The organism is Proteus sp. FZP2095, from assembly GCF_023701425.1.
Taxonomy (GTDB): Bacteria; Pseudomonadota; Gammaproteobacteria; order Enterobacterales; family Enterobacteriaceae; genus Proteus; species Proteus cibarius.
In genome coordinates, this window is record NZ_JAMQBJ010000001.1 from 401,859 (window position 1) to 422,334 (window position 20,476).

General features: G+C 33.9%; 5 protein-coding genes. All 5 read left to right on the forward strand.

The features are described from left to right. Positions 1–3 precede the first annotated feature (3 nt). The 5 genes from NBG71_RS01810 to NBG71_RS01830 all read left to right on the forward strand — a co-directional run bounded on the left by NBG71_RS01810 (position 4) and on the right by NBG71_RS01830 (position 20,084). The gene (locus NBG71_RS01810; RefSeq protein ID WP_075674301.1) at positions 4–750 is read left to right on the forward strand and encodes a fimbrial biogenesis chaperone; all 747 of its coding nucleotides are present in this window, start codon (positions 4–6) and stop codon (positions 748–750) included. A gap of 52 nt (positions 751–802) precedes the next feature. Further along, complete coding sequence (locus NBG71_RS01815; protein WP_250916486.1) at positions 803–3,388, forward strand: fimbria/pilus outer membrane usher protein; 2,586 nt, start codon at positions 803–805, stop codon at positions 3,386–3,388. 35 nt (positions 3,389–3,423) lie between these two features. Continuing rightward, positions 3,424–4,590, forward strand: a complete 1,167-nt coding sequence (locus NBG71_RS01820; RefSeq protein WP_075674300.1) for a hypothetical protein — start codon at positions 3,424–3,426, stop codon at positions 4,588–4,590. Positions 4,591–5,026: 436 nt separating this feature from the next. Then, positions 5,027–6,739, forward strand: a complete 1,713-nt coding sequence (locus tag NBG71_RS01825) for a ShlB/FhaC/HecB family hemolysin secretion/activation protein (protein ID WP_250916487.1) — start codon at positions 5,027–5,029, stop codon at positions 6,737–6,739. A 79-nt stretch (positions 6,740–6,818) separates the two neighbouring features. Beyond that, complete coding sequence (locus NBG71_RS01830) at positions 6,819–20,084, forward strand: hemagglutinin repeat-containing protein (protein ID WP_250916488.1); 13,266 nt, start codon at positions 6,819–6,821, stop codon at positions 20,082–20,084. Positions 20,085–20,476: the final 392 nt, after the last annotated feature.

Below are 20,476 nucleotides of genomic sequence, written 5' to 3' on the forward strand. Positions count from 1 at the left end.
GAAATGAACGTTTTAAATAGTCGTATTTTTTCTATTGCTGCTTTGATATTAGGTTTTTTTTATTGCCAATTAGCATGGTCTGCTAATAATGCATTTGAATTTTCATTACAAAGAATGACATATAATGAAGGTAGTAAAAGCATTTCTATCGGTTTAAGAAATAATGAAAAAAAAGCGTATCTCGTTCAAGCGAGTATGAGATGGTTAGATGAATCTACGGGGTTACAATTAATTGATAAAAAAGAGAACCCTCCTTTTATTTTAACTCCATTATTACAAAAAATAGAGCCTGAGGAATACTATGAGTGGGTAATTAAGTTTACTGGCTCAGAAAGTGCATTACCAACAGATAGAGAGAGTGTTTATATTTCTCAATTTCGATTAATACCATCTACATCGGAAGAAACTCCAAATGTGCAGATGAATTTTATTAGAGCATTAAACTTTAAAGTATATTACCGGCCAAAATCTCTTGAAGGTATAAAAATAAAAGATGCAGAAAAAAAATTATCATTATCAATTGATGGTAATAAGATAATTGCTAAAAATGATTCACCTATTTATTTGGCTTTTAACACAATAAAAATAAATGGAAAAGAGATAGAGCTGCAAGAGTTATCGAAAAATGTACCTCCATTTGGTACACAAGAATACTTATTTTTTAATAAAAAAAATGTTACATCTATTCATTGGCAAGTATTAGATGAGTTTATGTTCCCATTAGATGAAAAAATGAAAACAGTAAATTAATAAATTTATAAAAATATATGTTTTTATAAAGCTAAAGGTTAAGAGTGTAAAAATGAATAAATCAATGGCAATGTTTAGATACAGTTTTTTTACATCACTTATTTTGTTCTCATTTAATTCTTTTGCAGAGGATTATTTTGATCCCGCATTACTTGATGGGCAATTAGGTGCATCTGCAAATGAAATTGATTTAAGCCAATTTTCACAAAAAGATGCGTTACCTGAAGGTAAAATATCTTTATTAGTTTATGTCAATAGTAATAATAATGGTGAGTTCATTATTAATTTGGTAAAAGGGCCTAATAATAAAGTGGTGCCTGAAATAACCCGAGAGTTATTAGATGAATTAGGTGTTAATACTAAAGTGATACCTAAGTTAAATATGTTAAAGAGTGATCAGGTTATTTATGATATTAATGAATATATTCCTGATGCATTAATAAAAGTAAATTTAGCAGAATTAAAACTAATCACTAGTTTTCCTCAAATTGTTATGTCCAATGATGCTGTTGGCTATATTGATCCCGCCTCTTTTGATAGTGGTGTTTCTGCCATGTTTATCAATTATATGTTTAGTGGAGGGCATTCTTCTAACGATAGCCATTTTGATAAAGTTAATAATAATGGGAAACAAAAAAATGATAATTTCTTTGCTCAACTAAGAGCTGGTTTTAATCTTTATGATTGGCGTTTACGTTCGACAATGACACAGACGTATACCCGAAATTCAAATAATGTAGAGACTCAAAGTAATAATAGTAATAAATTTTCTAATACATATCTTTCTCGTAATCTTTATTCTTTACGATCGGAATTTATTATTGGTGAAACTACAACCGGAAATGATGTCTTTGATAGTATACCAATGAAAGGTATGCGTTTAGTTTCTAACGAACAGATGTTGCCAGCGAGTCAACAAGGTTTTGCTCCAGATGTGAGTGGGATTGCTCAATCTAATGCGCAAATTACTATCCGACAAAATGGGAATGTCATTTATCAAACTTATGTTGCACCCGGCGCATTTAAAATAACCGATCTTTACGCGAGTGGTTCAGGAGGGAACTTGGATGTCACAGTGAAAGAAGAAGATGGTTCAGAAAGGACATTTACAGTTGCTTTTTCATCATTACCCGTCATGTTAAGACCGGGTGGTTGGAAATATGAAATTAGTACTGGGCGATTTGATGGTGGCACAACGGTTGGTTCTAAAAAAGCAGATTTTCTGCTTGCTAGTGGTATTTATGGTTTACCTCATGATGTCACTCTTTATGGTGGGTTATTAGGTGCGAAAGATTATTATGCTATTTCTTCTGGGATAGGAATTTCATTAGGTAATTGGGGGGCTCTGTCTACAGATATCACACATGCTCATGCTGACTTTAATACAATAGGCTCCCAAAATGGGCAATCTTATCGATTCCGCTATTCTAAGAATATGACCACGACAGGAACCTCTGTTGACTTAACTGCATTACGTTTTTCAACTAAAGATTATTACGATTTTAATCAATTTAATACTGAAGATTATCGGTTAAAAGATGGTACTTCACCGTGGTTAGGTGAACGAGAAAAAAGTCGTTTTACAACGTCATTATCACAATCATTAGGTCAGTACGGTAGTATTTATTTATCTGGTAGCCGTTATAATTATTGGGAACAAGATAAGAATGTTACTCAACTTACGACAGGATATAATGGCAATATTCGTGGTATTAACTTTGGCGTTAATTACAGTATTGATAGAATAAAATCAGATGATAGCTGGCCTGAAAATAGGCAAATTAGTTTTAATGTGAGCGTTCCATTTAGTGTGTTTAGTAATTCGCCTGCGCTCAGCAATTTTAATAGTACTTACATGATAAACCATGATAATAATGGAAGAACTAACCAGCAAGTCGGATTATCTGGTAGTGCATTTGATAACTCCTTATCTTATGGTATTTCTCAATCTTGGGCTAACCAAGGCCAATCTAATAATGGCTCAGTATATGCTAATTATTCAGGTAACTACGGTACATCCTCTCTAAATTATAATTATTCAAGTGACTACTATAATGTTAATGGCAGCATGAATGGTGGTTTGCTTTTACATTCAGGTGGTTTATTGCTAGGTAGAAGTATGGGCAATAGTATGGCCATTGTTGAAGCGCCTGGAGCAAAAGGTACTGAATTAAGTTCAGGAAATGGTGCGATTAATGGACAGGGATATGCGTTATCACCGTATCTTACAGAATATCGCCAAAACACAATTGCATTAAATGTAAATACATTGCCTGATAATACGACTCTACAATCCACATCTCAAAATGTAGTTCCGACAAAAGGCGCTATTGTTAAGGTTACCTTTAAAACAAAGATTGGTTTCCAGGCTATTTTAAATCTTTCTCAGAATAAAAGTGTTATCCCATTTGGCGCTATTGCTACGTTAATTGATGCTGATAATCCTAATGATTTGAATACAGGTATTGTTGGTGAAAATGGCCAGCTTTATATGAGTGGGCTTCCTGATAATGGCAAGTTGTTAGTGAAATGGGGTAATAAAAATCAGCAAAATTGCAACGTTTCATATAGTGGCTTAAGTAATATTGAAGTCAATAGCAAGCAACCAATAAGAATTTTATCTCTTTCTTGCCAATAAAAAATAATCCTTATTTTATAGGTGGATGCATAACAATGAAAATGCGTAATTTAATGATGGCATCACTAACTTCAGTATTAATGACCTCGTCATTTAATGTTTTAGCTGGAACAGATAGGGGGGCTATGACATTAAGCTTAACTGGGGTGATTGATATGAATATTAGCCCTACACAAGTTCAATATATAAATGGTACATTGACTGGGAATAGTAGTTTTCCTGGGAGTCCTGTTTATGATAATAGCAGTAACTCTTCTTGGGATACTAAGTATGCGATTATTTCTTTAAGTCAGTCAAAAACGAGATGTGATTCTACATTTGTTTCTAAAATTCCAGGGCAAACTAATAAATACGGTCTAAAATTAACGCATTCCAATAATACAAGTACGGCAGTTTATGTAACACCACAATTTAACTTCAATGTCAGTTTATCTAATTTTAGTTCTAATTATCAAAGTGCTTATTCGGGGCAATTTTTTCAGGTGAATAGTAGTCTCGTTGATAAAGAATCATCTAGTATTAATGTATGTTTTGTGCCACATAATTATGCAACGACAACAGTTCCTGGTGGTGGCTCAAAAGTTGTTAGTGTCACAACACCAAGTTCATTTCCTGTTTATATTGATGCTAATTTAACGCCAGGTAAGTTAACGTATAAAGGCACTCCTTTTTATGTAGGTAGTTTTGGTCGGAGTGCTAGTGGTGACTTTTTTTCACAAGTTAACGTAATTGCTGATGTAACAGTAAAACGTTCTTGTGCTGTTACAGGTGTATCTAATCAACAAATTAATGAAAATATGACATTTACAAATGAAGTCATTAAAGACTCTGTATTTACATTATCCTGTGGGGGGACAGGTAACCCTGTAAATATGTCAGCGGTGATTAAAGAGGGAAGTTTAGACCCAAGTAATGTAAATAAATTAGTCTTAGCTCCTATTAATGGTACTGTATCTAACAAAAAGCCTTGGGTTATAGGATTGCCTTATAAGCAAACTTCAATACCAAATTTAAAATGTGCTGATGAAAATAATAACAACTTATTAAAGTTCAATAATACTGATATTGAGCTAAGTGGAACCAATATGGGGAATAATCAACCTGATATATTTGGTATCAAATGGGCTCTTTGCAAACCAGATGGGACAAAAGCAGGTGAATACCGCGGAAAAGTAGATGTGAATATTTTTGTCCGTGGATAAAAATCACAAATTTAGAAAAGAAAAATAAAAGTGGACCTTAAGGTCCACTTTTTTATGGAAGATATTTTTATTTCTATTGATTTAAGCTAAGAGTTTATTTTAACTCGAATAAGAATTTCAATAATGAATAAATTATTTCAATTTAAGTTATTTAAACTAAATAAAAGGCTATAATTTAATTTAAAGTGCAATTTATTTTAATTTTTATAATTAATTAAGATTAATATTAATTAATTTATTAAGTGATTTTTTTGATTATATAAGGCTAATTTTTTAACATAAGTTGATTTTTTTAATCTTTATATTGTCAAAGTTGCGGTATTTTATTTGTTATTCGTTTTTTGATATTTACTTTATATATTTTAATATTAATAATGTTAAAGATTAGATGTATCTTAAATACAATTAAAATCACACACTCTATTTATTGCACAATATGAAAAAAATTATACTCTTTTTAAATTTATGGGTGTTTTTTACGCTATTTAATATTCCCATATCTTCAGTAGATGCTTCTGAAAAAGCGACTGAAATCTTTAATCAGCAACAACAGCATAATCAAAGCCAACAAGAAGCACTTTATCAACAATTAACACCTGAAATACCTAATATATATTTTGATATTGGAAAATATGAAAAAACAGAGAATAAAACAGAAGAAAAGCTTTGCTTCCAAATAGAGCACATTGAAATAACAAATGCCGAAGTTATTCCCCATTGGGTTAATTTATCCCTTTTAAAAACTGAATTTATAGGACAATGTTTGGGGGTAAAAGGAATAAACGCTTTAGTGACTCGTATGCAAAATCGGCTATTAATGCATGGGTGGATCACCACGCGTATTGTTGTACCTGAACAAGATATTAGCCGCGGAACTTTATATCTAACAATAGTTCCCGGCATTATTCGCAATGTTAAGTTTACAGATGACTCTGATAAATACGCCTTGCTGTATACCAGTATGCCTGCACATAAAAAACAACTACTCGATTTACGAGATATTGAACAAGGGTTAGAAAATCTGCAACGATTACCGGTTGTTAGTGCAGAAATGGAAATTAAGCCAGGTGAAAATGCAGGCGAAAGCGACATTGTGATAAAGCGAACACAATCTCGTTTCTGGCATACTTCATTGTGGATAAATGATGCCGGATCACCTGCAACAGGGCGTTATCAAGGTGGTTTAATGTTCGCACTAGATAATCCTTTAGCGCTGAGTGATTTGTTCTATTTATCAACAGAACGTGATTTAGACTTTGTTGGTAGTAAGAATAATCAAAATATTATGGCGCATTATTCAGTGCCTTTTGGCTATTGGTTATTCGATATTAACGTCTCTAAATATGATTACTCTCAGACAGTAGCAGGCCATATTAAAGATATCCTCTATTCAGGAGAAAGTGATAGCGTTAATGCAGGTGTGTCATACATTCTCTTTCGTAATCAAAATAGTAAAACAACATTACGTTATGGTGTTCAAGCCAAAGTATTACGAAATTATATTGATAATACCGAAATTGAAATACAACGCCGACGAGTGAGCCATTGGCTAGTGAATCTCTCTCATCGTCAATATTTTAGCTTTGGGACTTTGGACGGTAGTATAAATTACCAAAAAGGAACTCGCTGGTTTGGTTCAATGGCGGCTTACGAAGAAAAGTATCTTGATAATTACTATGCAACAGATAAAGCGAATATTTTAACGTGGCGAGCTGAATTAGATATTCCAATATCTATTGCCCAACAGCAATTTAAATACCAAGCAAGCTATCGCAAACAAATGACTCACGATGCATTAACCCCCATTGATCAATTTGCAATTGGTAATCGTTGGTCTATTCGTGGATTTGATGGTGAAAGAACGCTAAGTGCAAATGAAGGTTGGTTTTTACAAAATACATTGAGTTGGCGATATCCTGCAACAGAACAGTTTATTTACCTTGGTGCGGACTATGGTGAGTTAAAAACAAATACGGATAATCCTCGATTATTAGGTAAACATCTTGCTGGTGGTGTTGTGGGTATAAAAGGTTCGTTATTTTCATCCACAATAAAATATGATTCATTTATTGGCACGCCATTATCTAAACCTGATGGCTTTAAAACGGATTATGTTAATTTGGGATTTAGTATTAATTTTAATTATTAAATACAAAATTAACTCAAATATTAAATAAAAAATAATAATCAAATAAAATTTTGTTGTCTTGATGGCAAGGATCTAACACATGAATAAATTATGTTATCGCGTTATTTATAATCGTACACGACAGTTAATGGTTGTCGTTTCTGAATTAACTAAATCAAGTGGTGAAAATAATAAACGAAATAATATTATTTCATCGCCTATTCGTACATCACTTAATAGTGTGGCCTTTATTTTACTGTTAATGCAGGGATTAGTGAGTTTTTCAGCACAAGCAAGTCAAATTATTGCTGATCAACATGCGCCCCAAAATCAACAAGCAACGGTATTACAAACAAGTAATGGGCTTGCTCAAGTTAACATTCAGCAACCGAATCAACATGGTGTTTCTCGTAACCAATTTACACAATTTGATGTCGATAATAAGGGCGCAATTTTAAATAACAGTTTGCAAGATACGCAAACTCAGTTAGCAGGAATGATAACAGGCAATCCTTGGCTCGTTAATGGTGAAGCTAAAGTTATTTTAAATGAAATTAATAGCCAAAATCCGAGCCAATTAAATGGTTTTATTGAGGTTGCAGGCCAACGTGCTGAAATTATTATTGCAAACCCAGCAGGGATCAGTTGCCAAGGTTGTGGCTTTATTAATGCAGTAAATACCACATTAGTTGCAGGTAATGCACTAACGCAAGATGGTGCAATCACTGGATATGAAATTAACAATGGTAAAATTGTTATTTCAGGAAATGGATTAAATGATACAGCGAGTGATTACACGCGTATTTTAGCGCGAGCGGTAGAAGTAAACTCACGTCTTCAAGCTAATAAATTAGAAATTACGACAGGGAAAAATATATTAGATAACGAAGGTAATATTGTAAATCAAGATGATAAAGCTGAAAAACAAACTGACTATGCAATTGATGTTGCACTGGTTGGGGGTATGTATGCCAATAAAATAAAGCTTGTTGGTACTGAGCATGGTGTAGGTGTACATAATGCTGGAGAAATTGGTGCTGATATTGGTGGTTTAACGCTTAATGAAAATGGGCAGTTAGTTAATAGTGGTAAAATCCAATCTTATTCAGAATTAGATATAAAAACAACGAGCCTTAACAATCAGGGATCTATCGTTGGTAAGCAAAACCTAAATGTTACTGTTGAAAACCATTTAGCAAATAGTGGTACGTTACAAGCTAAAAATAATATTCAAGTTGATGCAAAAGGAACTGTTTCTCAAGCGGAAGCAGGTAAATTTCTTGCACAAGAAAATATTCAGATTGATGCTAAAAACTATTTGGCAGAGAAAAAAAGCCAGTTAGGTGCTGGCGTTGATAATAAAGGTAATATCTCAAAACCTGCAACGTTGACATTAAATATAAAGGACGAATTAAATTCTGCGGGCCAACATTTAAGTAGTAGTAATATTGCTTTTAATGCTAAGAGTATTGATCTTTCAAATAGTCATACTCAGGGTAAATCACTGCAAGTAAAAGCGGCAGAAGGCCACGTAACTTCTGACTCAGCTCAGGTTAATGCTGAAAATATAGTGCTTGATGCGGGTACTTATATCTCAAATCGTCACGGTGAAATTAAAGGTGAAACGGTTTCACTTATGGCACCTCAATTGATTGATAATACCAAGGGGAAAATTACACAAACAGGCTCTCGTGAATTATCTTTCAATGCAAATGAGTTAAATAATCAACAAGGTGAAATTAACGCACGAGGTGTGCTGACTTTTAACAACCAAATATTAAAAAACCAAAAAGGAAATATTCAAAGTTTAGGTAATCAATTAATAGTAAAAACAACCGAACTGAATAACCAGCAAGGTATTATTTCTTTACCCAAACAAGGGTTATTAGCTATAGAAACCCAGCATCTTTCTGGAAGAGAGGGAACATTATTATCAGCAGGAGACTTATCTTTACAAGGTCAACTGCTTGATTTAGAAAAAGCAACAACGCAGGCTGATAATATAACTATTACTGCAACTAATCTGAATCATGATAATGCGACCTTAAAGCAAACAGGAGATAAGACAACATTTATTACAGTTAAACAAACACTCAGTAATCAACAAGGTAAAATCCAGACTCAAGATCAGTTAACGCTTAAAGCAAGTATAATTAATAATAATCAAGGCGAAATCAGAACATTAAATAATGATCTTGCTATAACAACGCAACAAGACTTGATCAATACTGAAGGTAAATTAATTGCAACTGCTCAGAATAAAATCGATGCAGGTCAATTAGATAATTCAAAAGGTCTTGTACAGGCTGAAAAAAATATTTCACTTACCTTAATGAATGAGCTGAATAATCATTCAGGTAAGATTATTACGTCTGAAGATAGTCAAATCCAAGCAGGTCGATTGAACAATCAGCAAGGTGAAATTGGTGCGAATACATTAAATATAATGTTGAGTAACGAGGCGAATAATAAAAAAGGCATTATTCTTGCTCAAGATACGCTCCATTTTACAGCAAAAGGTATCGATAATAGTGAAGGTAGTATCCAATCTGAAAGTAACATGTGGATTGATACCAAAGGATATACATTAAATAATCAAAATACCCAGCATTCAGGCGGCATAATTAGCCGTATTGCATTAAATTTACTAACAGGAAATATTAATAATATTCAAGGCGTTATTAATGCCAGAAAAACAATTGACTTACAAGGAAAAACAGTCAATAACCTAAAAGGTCAAATAGCAACTAAGGCGAATTTTACTGCTGAGACTCAAGGCTGGAATAATACTTCAGGATTAATACACGCATTAAATATTACAATAAATACTAATAAACAAAAGCTTATTAATCGGGATACACAAGATAATCAAGGTATTCAGGCCAGTCAAAAACTACAATTAAATACGGGTTTTTTAGATAACTATAAAGGTGATATTGGCGGAAAAACCGTATTGTTAACAACAGAAGGGCTAGATAATGAGCAAGGTATTATTGATGGAAAAACGTTAGATCTGAACACAGGTAAATTTACCTTGATTAACCAATTAGGGAAAATAAGTTTAACTGAAGGTGCAGATTTAAAAACGGGTGAAATTAATAATCAACAAGGGTTAATTATTACAGGTAAAGATTTAACAATTAATAGCCATCAGCAAATAATCAATAATCGTGAGACAAAAAAGAGTGGTGGTATTGTTAGTCAAGGAAAATTAACACTAGAGAGTGGAGAGCTTGATAATCAACAAGGACAAATGCTTGCTAAGCAAGCTATAAATTTAACAACCCAAACTGTAAAAAACAATACAGGTAAAATTGTTAGTGAATTATCGAGTTTAACATTTAAAGGATTATCGTTAGATAATACTCAAGGCCATCTCTTTTCTTCTAAAAATTTGCTATTAACGTTAAGTGATAAATTAATCAATCACTTTACGAAAGAGAACGACCAAGGTATTGAAGCACAAGGGTTATTAACTATTACTAGTGGAAATATTGATAGCACCAAAGGGCGTATTGTTTCTGGTGAAAAATTAATATTAGAAAGTAGTGATCTTATTAATAAACAAGGAATTTTAGGTAGTCTAAATAATAATTTATCTATTACTAGTAAAGCAATAAATAATGATGATGGCTCAATCAGTGCTTATGATATTACTATTAATACACAAGGTGAACATTTAAGTAATCAAAGCCAGCAAAATAGTAGCCAAATTTTTAGTAAACATAACCTTACGATTGAAAGCGGTACAATAGATAATACTAAAGGTAAATTAGTTGGTAAAAATACAATTAATATTACGAGTGATGGAGATTTAAATAACCAACAAGGTCAAATATCCAGCACTCATTCTTTAGATATAACGACAAACAGCTTAAATAATGCTCGGGGGCAGATTTCCTCAAATAAAGCTATCACGGTAACCTCCGATAATAATATAGATAATACAGAAGGAAAAATAGAAGGACGTGATAGTATTAGGATTGAAAATAATGGCCAATTTAATAATACATTAGGCGAAATTATTGGGAAAAATAGTGTCGGTATTTTATCTCAGGGTGATTTAATTAACTACAAAGGGCGTTTAGGGAGTGAAAAATCATCAGTAACACTAAATACCTATAAAATTGATAACCGTTATGGTGTTATATCAGCACAAAGTACTTTAGAGTTAGATTCCAATAAATATACTATTAATAATACTGATACTAGCCAAAGTGGTGGTATTGTTAGTCAAAAAAATATTATCTTAAAAAGTGGTGAATTAAATAATGAAAAAGGTCATTTAATTGCTAAAACTGACCTGAATATTGATACTCATCAGCAAAAAATAATTAATAATAATGGAATTATATCTGCTGATAATGGCATGTTAACGGTAGACTCAACGGCTATAAATAATATATCTGGGTTGATTTATTCTCTTAAAAACATGCTTGTTAATACTCAAGATCATGATATTGATAACAGCGATACTAAGAATAATAAGGGGATCTTAACCAAAGGAAATCTATTATTAAATGCAGGTAATATTTTTAATGTGCAAGGTAACTTAAGTGCTGAAGGCTTAGCAAAGATAACTTTTAATATATTAAATAGTGAACAAGGAAGACTTGCTAGTTTACAAAATAATCTAACCTTAACAGGAAATCAGCTTAATAATAACAAAGGATTAGTTTACGCATCAGAAGAACTCAAAATAATACTAAAAGAGTCACTCAGTAATAATGAAACAGTTGATGAGCTAGGTATTATTAGCCATGGTAATATTGAAATTACAGCGAAAAACTTTGATAATCAACAGGGTCGTTTGATTGCCAAAAAAGATAATCAGCTATCTTTGAATGAAATTAATAATCAGCAAGGCACAATAGCAAGCCAAGCTGAAAAATTAATAGTAAACAGTCAATCATTATTTAATTCTTCAGGATTAATAAGTGCTTTTTCCTTATTGGATATTAATACCCACAAACAGAAAATAGATAATCAGCAGGGTGTAATAGTTAGCCAGTCTGACAATATCACTATCAATAGTGGTGAAATAATTAATAATTCAGGCTTAATCACGGGGATAAAAAATGTAGAAATTAACACTCATGATCAACATTTTGATAATAGTCACACAAAAGAGAGTGGCGGTATTATTAGCAAAGGAGAGTTAACGATCCATGTAGGTGATTTTATTAATGAAGATGGAAAAATAATATCGACAGCAAAGCAATCCCTTTTTACTCAAGATATTAATAATAAAAAAGGAAAAATAGGGAGCTTGCAAGAGAGTGTTTCTATTGAAAGTCTGGCTATTAATAATCAAAATGGATTAATTAGTGCTAATAATAATCTAACTATTACCACTCATGATAATGAATTTGATAATAGTAACTCTTTATCTAATGCAGGTGTGATTAGCCAAGGTACACTTAATTTATATACGGGAAAATTAAATAACCAGTCTGGATATCTATTTTCTGCAAAATCACTATTACTTAATAGTTTTGGATTAAATAATCAAAATGGCGAAATTGCCAGTCAATCTAATGGCCTTAAATTAGTAACACAAGCACTAAACAATCAAAAAGGGACACTTTATTCGGCAGGCTCTTTCTCGTTAGATACTCAAAGTAATCAATTAGATAATAGCCAAACCTTGACTAAAGGTATTATTAGTAAAGGTCCGTTGATACTAAAAACGGGTGATATAATTAATACTCAAGGACGATTAGTTTCGGACGATAACGTTAATATCACAAGTGGTAAATTGATTAATAACCAAGCACAGCTTGGTAGTCAATATGGTAAGTTAAATCTGACCACAGCAGAAATTGAAAACAAGAAAGGTGTAATTACTGCGAAAAATGACTTAATCATTAAAGCACAACAACAAAAAATTAATAACCAAAATGGAACAATAAGTACCTTAGCTAAACTGGTTATAAATAGTGGTGATTTGATTAATCACTTTGGAAAGATTGCATCTGATCAATATGCTGATATTACAGCAAAACAACTCGATAACACAAAAGGCACTATTGCAAGTAATAGTGATAAGCTGAAATTACAAACAAAAGATGTTAATAATAATCAAGGTCTGATTTATGCGGAAAAAGTATTAACAATTTATGCTGATGGCGAATTAAAGAATACTGATAATAAAGCAACTTCAGGTATTGTTGCTAAAGATGATCTTAACCTGAAAGTTAAACAACTTAATAATCAGGAAGGATTAATTTCAGTAGTAGGAAATTTAGATCTAACTAGCTTTGAAAAAATAAATAACCAACAGGGATTAGTCACTATTGGGGGAAAAACAGATTTAACAACTTCCCAACTAAATAATTTTCAAGGAAAAGTCTCATCTTGGGGTTTATTAAAAATAAATCATGGTGATTCTCTATTCAATAATCGTGAAGGTAATTTAGTTTCTTCTGATAATATTTGGCTAAAAAGCGGCATATTAGATAATCAATACGGTAGCATTACTGCAAATAATGCGGTAACGATTAATAGTGCTAATTTACAGAATAATCAAGGTACATTATATGCAAAATCGACTTTAAAAATTAGTGCTCAAAAATTAGATAATACAGAAGGATTATTACAGTCCGATGATCAGCTATCAGTAAATACAAATAAAAAAATACTAATTAATACTAAAGGTAACGTAATTAGTGGTACGGAAACACAATTAAATATTGGTAGCTTAAATAATCAAAAAGGCCATATTCAAGCAATTGAAAAGCTTAATATTCAATTAAATAAACAAGTATTAGATAATCAACAAGGAACGTTGTTATCTAAAAAAGATCTTTTTATTCAAGGAAATAGTGTAAATAATAAAGACGGAAGTATTGTTAGCGGAAATAATATCAATATTACGTTGGAGCAAGGTTTTAATAACCAATTAGGACAAGTTCAATCTCAAGGTTTGTTAGTCCTCAATGCTCAGAAACTAGATAACCAACAAACTCAAAATGATGAATTAGGACTAAAGGCAAGTAATATTCATATTTCAACTAATGAACTTTTTAATCATCAAGGTGTTATTCAGGCGAGTGAATTATTAAAATTAATACCAGCAGAAAAACTAAATAATCAAAGTGGTTTGATTTCTGCAAATGAATTAACTATAGGTGGATCACCAAAAAATAACTTAGCCATTGATAATAAAAAAGGGCTGTTAGCTACAACGTCACAGCTTTGCTTATGGGCTGAAAATTTAACCGGCGATGGTGACGTTATCTCGGGAGGTAACAGTGAAATTCAGCTCAAGAATGCTTTTGTATTAGATGAAAATGCCACAATTAAAGCTCAAGATTCATTAATATTTTCTTCAGAACAAAGAATTGATAATCGTGGATTTATTTATGCAGGTGAGCAACTTTCACTGAAAGCAACAAGCTTTACTAATTATGAACCTGTAAAAAATAATGAGATCATTACAGCACGTATTGCAAGAAGTGCTGATGAGTATGAAAAACGTAATGGTGAAGTGAGTGCTAAAAATCTAGCGATTACAGTATCAGATAATCTGCACAATACAGGATTGATTGATGCCTTTGGGGGAAAACTTTCCTTAATTGCAACGACAATCTATAACCAAGTTGGTGGTCGTATATATGGCGATAATATTTATATAAAAAGTCAGCAATTTGATAATAGTGCGAAACTTGATGAGATTGCGCCAGTATTAGCATCTCGTGAAAATTTACAACTTTTCAGTAATACGATAAATAATCGTAATCATGCCCTGATTTATAGTGGCGATGATATGGCAATTGCTGGTTTTGATACCGAAAATCTGCCAGAAAGTATCGCTGCTGATGTCCTTAATAATGAAAGTGCATCAATTGAAGCAAATGGGAATTTGTTTGCCCATATTTCAGAAATTAATAATCGTGATCTCTATTTAAAAATAAGTGATCCTGAAAAAGTGTCTGAAATTCCAATGTATCAATTTGGTGTTGATTACAGTAGTGATAAATTTGACGCTGATGATGAAAAAATTTGGTACAACATCAATACGCGTGAACATTTATTACATGTTAATGGTAGACAATATAAAGATTTTTATGAATTTAAATATAATATCGTTACAGAAGAATCTAAATTATTACACCGTGATCCCGCATTAATATTAGCGGGCAAAGATATCACTCTAAAAGGTGATAATTTAAATAATATAGATAGCCATATTATTGCTGGCGGAAAACTGATTATTGATGGAATGCATATTAATAATCAGGAAACTGCTGGGCAACATATTGAATACCATGAAGGTACAGCAATAAAGCATAAACGCCCAGGTAAGCGTAGAGGAGGTAAGAAAAAAAGTAGCTCTACTTCACATTCTCAATATGGGCCGTTTGAAGTGGTTACTGATTTGCCATTGGGCTTATTAGAATATAAAGAAAACAGTAATCAAACGTCAGATAAACGTCCAGAAGCAAGTAAAACTGATGAAGTTATTATATCGGCTAAGCCAAGATTTGGTCTTCTAACTATTAAAGAAAAGAATATTGATGTTCATACTGAAAATATTGCTTCTATTACCTTAGATAAAAGTACCGAAAAATTAGCTAATGAATTGTCGTTAACACAACATCAAGATAATTTATTGACTGAACAAAATGATTTTATCTTATCAGGGAAGATAGAGACAAAAAAACTTGATGGAACTATTGAGCAAAAAACAGCTGAAAATAAAGCTTTAAAAGTAGGTAATGAAGTCTCTATTACTGAAATTAAACAAACTGAAATTAATCAGCCAAAATTAATCCTACCTGAAATAAAACATGTAGATAAACAGCCTTTAGTGCAACAGCCTATTGGTAAAATTATTACAGTACCTCAATTAGATAAACCAACAGAAAATAAAACTATTGAGGTTAATATTCAAACAGTAGCACCAATATTGAAATTACCTGAGAATCGTTTATTTAACTTAAAGAAAGGAACAGATAGCCAATATATTGTTGAAACAGACTCTCGTTTTACCAATAAAAGAGAGTGGTTAAGCTCAGATTATATGCAGAATGCATTATCTGTTGATCACAATAATACACATAAACGTATTGGTGATGGTTTCTATGAACAACGCATAGTACGCGATCAAATTATCCAATTAACGGGTAATCAATATTTAGATGGGCATAATGATAATGAGCAGCAATATCATGCATTGATGGATGCAGGTATTCGTTTTAGTGAAGAGTTTGGTATTAAACCGGGTGTAACACTAACACCAGAACAAATGGCAATGATCACGGCTGATATGGTGCTATTAACCAGCAGGGAAATCACTTTACCTAATGGTTCCGTTGAAAAAGTGTTGGTGCCACAAGTTTATGCCAGAGTATTACCTGGTGATTTGCAAAATAGTGGCGCATTGCTTTCAGGTAGTGAAGTTATTTTAAATAATATTCCAGAGCTGAAAAACCAAGGTACTATTTTAAGTAAAAATGGATTACAAGTATCAACAGATAATTTAATAAACCAAGGTCTTATAAAAGGAAAGACCGTTGATTTAACAGCGTTGCATGATATTAAAAATGAGGGTGGCCAAATTGCAGGGCAGAGTCGCGTTAATTTGCAAGCCGGTGATTCTCTTATTAGTACTGCAACAACAAAGGGTGATGAGACTAATCAATGGATAAATCGTGGTGCTGCCATTTATTTAACTGAGCCTGATGGCGAAATTGCATTAAAGGCAACACGTAACTTAGAACTGACGGCAACAGATATTTTAGCAGGTGGTAATAGTCGAGTTTTATTAAATGCAGGTGAAAATATTGAGTTAGGAACTATCAATACGGTTCGCCAAGAAAATATAGATTGGGATAGTAAAAACTATCTGCATAAAACCACGCAAGAAGAGATAGGTTCTCGTCTTTATGCGGGTGATATTACATTGCAATCGGGTAAGGATATTCATCTTACAGCAACAGATATTCAAGCCACAGGACTGTTAGGATTACATGCAGGTAATGATATTTCGCTAAATAGTGGTTACTCCTCAATTGATCAAATTGCCCATAGTGTCACAAAAGACAAATCGTTTGGTTCATCGGAAACACGCACGACACATGCTGAAATTCATAATAAACAAGCAACAGGCTCTCTATTAAAAGGGAATGAAATTTCGGTTTCTGCAGGCAATAATTTAACGGCACAAGGCAGTGAAATTATAGCAACACAAGATATTAATCTTGATGCAGGTAATCAATTATCACTAACAACGGCACAAGAATTAGAGTTCCAATCTTATGAAGAAAAGATCAAAAAATCAGGGATTGGTGGTACTGGCGGTATTGGTTTTACCGTCGGAAAATCAACTTTTGAACAACTGAATAACAGTGATGCGATTACTTATAAAGGCAGTGTAATCGGCAGTACCGAGGGCAATATTCGCATAAATTCGGGTGATAATCTCACTATAGATGGCAGCGAAATGATTGCCAAAAAGGAGATATCTCTTACTGGGGATTCTGTTGATATTTCTTCTTCTGAAAATAGCTATACCGAATTAAGTCGAACCAAAAGTAAACAAAGTGGTGTGACGGTTGCCCTAAGCGGTACGGCAGGAAGTGCCATTAATGGCGCTATTGCAGGATACAAAGCCGCTAAAGAAACTGATGATAGCCAAATTAGTACCTTACAAAGTATCAAAGCTGGACTTTCGGGGGCTCAAGCAGTGGGGGCTGTGGCGTTAGATAATGCCCAATCAGGTACAGATAATGAAAGCACAACGTTAATTGGCGCTAATGTTTCTTATGGTAAAAGCTCGTCTGAATCAGAAACCATACACCAACGAAATATTGCTCAAGGCAGTAGTTTAAGTGCAGGTGAAAACCTCTCTATCATCGCAACAGGTAAAGAAACAGGCGATATCACTGTTACGGGCAGTGAACTGCAAGCTGGCAACGATCTCTCGTTGATTGCTACCCGTGATATCACTTTACAGTCAGCACAAAACCAAGAAACAACAGACAGCAAAAACGAAAGTAAAAGCGCTTCTGTTGGCGTTGGTGTGACAGTGGGCTCTGGCGGTGTTGGCGTTAACATTAATGCTAATGGTAGTCGAGGTAAGGGATTTGAAGAGGGCGATCACACCTATTACACCAATACGACGCTAAATGCAGGGCAAACTCTCACCTTACAAAGTGGTCAAGATACAACCCTAAAAGGCGCACAAGCTCAAGGTGATAAAGTTATTGCGAAAGTGGGTGGGGATTTACATCTTGAAAGCCAGCAATCCATTGATGACTACAAATCGAAGCAATCGAGCGAAAGTGTGGGTGGTAGTGTCAATGTGATGGGCACACCGGGAGGTTCAGCCAATATCTCGTTTAGTCGCGATAAAATGGACAGTAAATACCGTTCAGTGGAAGAACAAACCGGCTTATTTGCAGGCAATCAAGGATTTGATCTTACCGTGGGTAAACATACCCAGCTTGATGGTGCGGTGATCAGCAGTAAAGCTGATGCAAAAAATAATCAGTTAGATACAGGTACATTAGGCTTTAGTGATATCCATAATTACGCAGAATATAAAGTTGAGCATCAATCTGGTGGTGTAAGTACTTCAGGTGGCGTTGAAGGGAATATGCTGGCGAATATGGGCCATGCATTAGCTATGGCAGGCAACCATAGTGATAGCGCTGAAAACACCACTCAATCTGCGGTATCACAAGGGACATGGACAGTGCGTGATAGCGACAATCAACAGCAAGATATCGCGCAATTAAGCCAAGATACCGATAATGCTCACAGCACGTTAAATAAAATCTTTGACAAAGAAAAAGAGCAAAATCGCCAACAAAAACAACAGTTGGTGGGCGAAATTGGGGCGCAGGTTATCGACTTAGCAACCACGGTGGACACTATTCGTGGTACGAACCAAGCGAAAGCTGATTCAAAACTCGATAATCTTTCTGATACGGCTTACGACAATCTCTATCAAGCCCTTTCAGGAACTAACGATAACGTTACTGAGCGTGATATTCAAAATCACCTCTTCCAGCAAGCCTTACAGGATTATACTAACCAATCCGACTTTGGTACGGGGGGTAAATATACCCGTGCTATCCAAGCCATCACCGCATTTACGCAAGGTGTAATGGGCAACAATATTGTTACCGCGATTGCTAATGGTTCCGCGCCTTATCTTGCTAATGAAGTGAAAAACCAAATTCAAGGCAACAGTGTTGAAAGTGATATTCAGCGCACGATAGCACACGGATTACTCAATGCAGGCCTTGCACTGGCAAAAGGTGAGAATGCAGTAGTGCAAGCTTCTGGCGCAATGACAGGGGAAACAGTGGGTATTTTATCGCACTCACTTTATGGCAAAACCTCCGAAGAGCTGACTGAGACTGAAAAGCAGAATATAAGTGCATGGGCAACGTTAACTTCAGGGATTGTCGGCGGTTTAATCAGCGATAATAGCACCGGAGTTGCCAATGCCGCCCAAGCTGGGAAAGTGGTGGTTGAGAATAATTATTTAACAGCCAAACAAATAACTTCATGGCTTGAAAAGTATTATCTTGCTTCTACAGATGAGGAAAAGAAACATTTAGTTGAATTAGGAAATAATGTCGATGCAGAACAACAGCAAAAAGCGATAGAAACTAGGATTACTAAAGAGCATTTGGTTCAACAACAAGATGAATTAATTTTACTTATTCAATCAGCAGATTGTAATGCTCATTGCAAATCAATTGCTGAATATAGTATCAGAAAACTGGATCCTATCATTGAAAATTATAGTGAATTACAGCGTGGTAATAATATTCCACGAGCCGTTGTTGCAACGACAGCATTAGGTTTACCAATAATGAGTAAGGCTATTAGCCCTTATGTATCGAGTTGGTTAGGTAGCACTACTGTTGCTAGCCGTGTGGTAGGTGTAACAACTACGGGCACAGCAAATTTAGTCATGCAGGTGCATAATATTAATACAGACCCAAAAGCGAGCTTTAGTTATGCAAGCTTTGGTTCTTCTTTGTTAACAGGAGGAATAACTCCTGGAATGGGGTATTGGGGAACGCTCACAACCAATACTACTGGTGCTGGTATTTCAAGTTTAATTGATGGAGAATCACCTTGGGTCTCAATGGGAGGTGCATTAGTTGGTTCAACAGTCGGCTATGGAGGTACAAAATGGTTATCTCATCGTCTGGATAATAAATATAATTCGTGGTCTAGCGGGCTTAAAGAGCGTCCATTAGTTGTAATGCCATCAATTACAGCTCCGCCGAGTGTATCAGTAATACCAAATATTATAGGAAGTGGTGCTGGTGCTCTGGGTTCCGAAGGTGCGAATAAAATAGTTATAGATAAAATAAAAAAATTGAATGACGAGGAATAAAAATGAGATTGCTTAAATATTTTCTTCTACTTTGGGTTGCATTCTCTTTTATGGTTTTCCTTACTCTATTAATAATAAAAGCTCTAATAGAATTAATCTTCTATTTCTTAATAGAAAGTAGTCTTTTTTCTATTACTAAAGAGAATTTTATAGATTATATATGTTTGGGAATGGGATTTGGTTTTTTCTTTAGCATAGTGGCTTGTTTAGTCAGTTATCTTGAACATAAAAGACACTAATTTTTTTTACAAAGAAAAAATGAGCGCTACACTAAGTTTTGTATGATTATTTCACTCCTCAGCCAACTGAATTATTAGCAATTTGATTTGCTGGAAGAGGGGGGAATATCAAACTCATTCAGCCATCCCCCCTCTCAATAGTCAGTTTTGAGC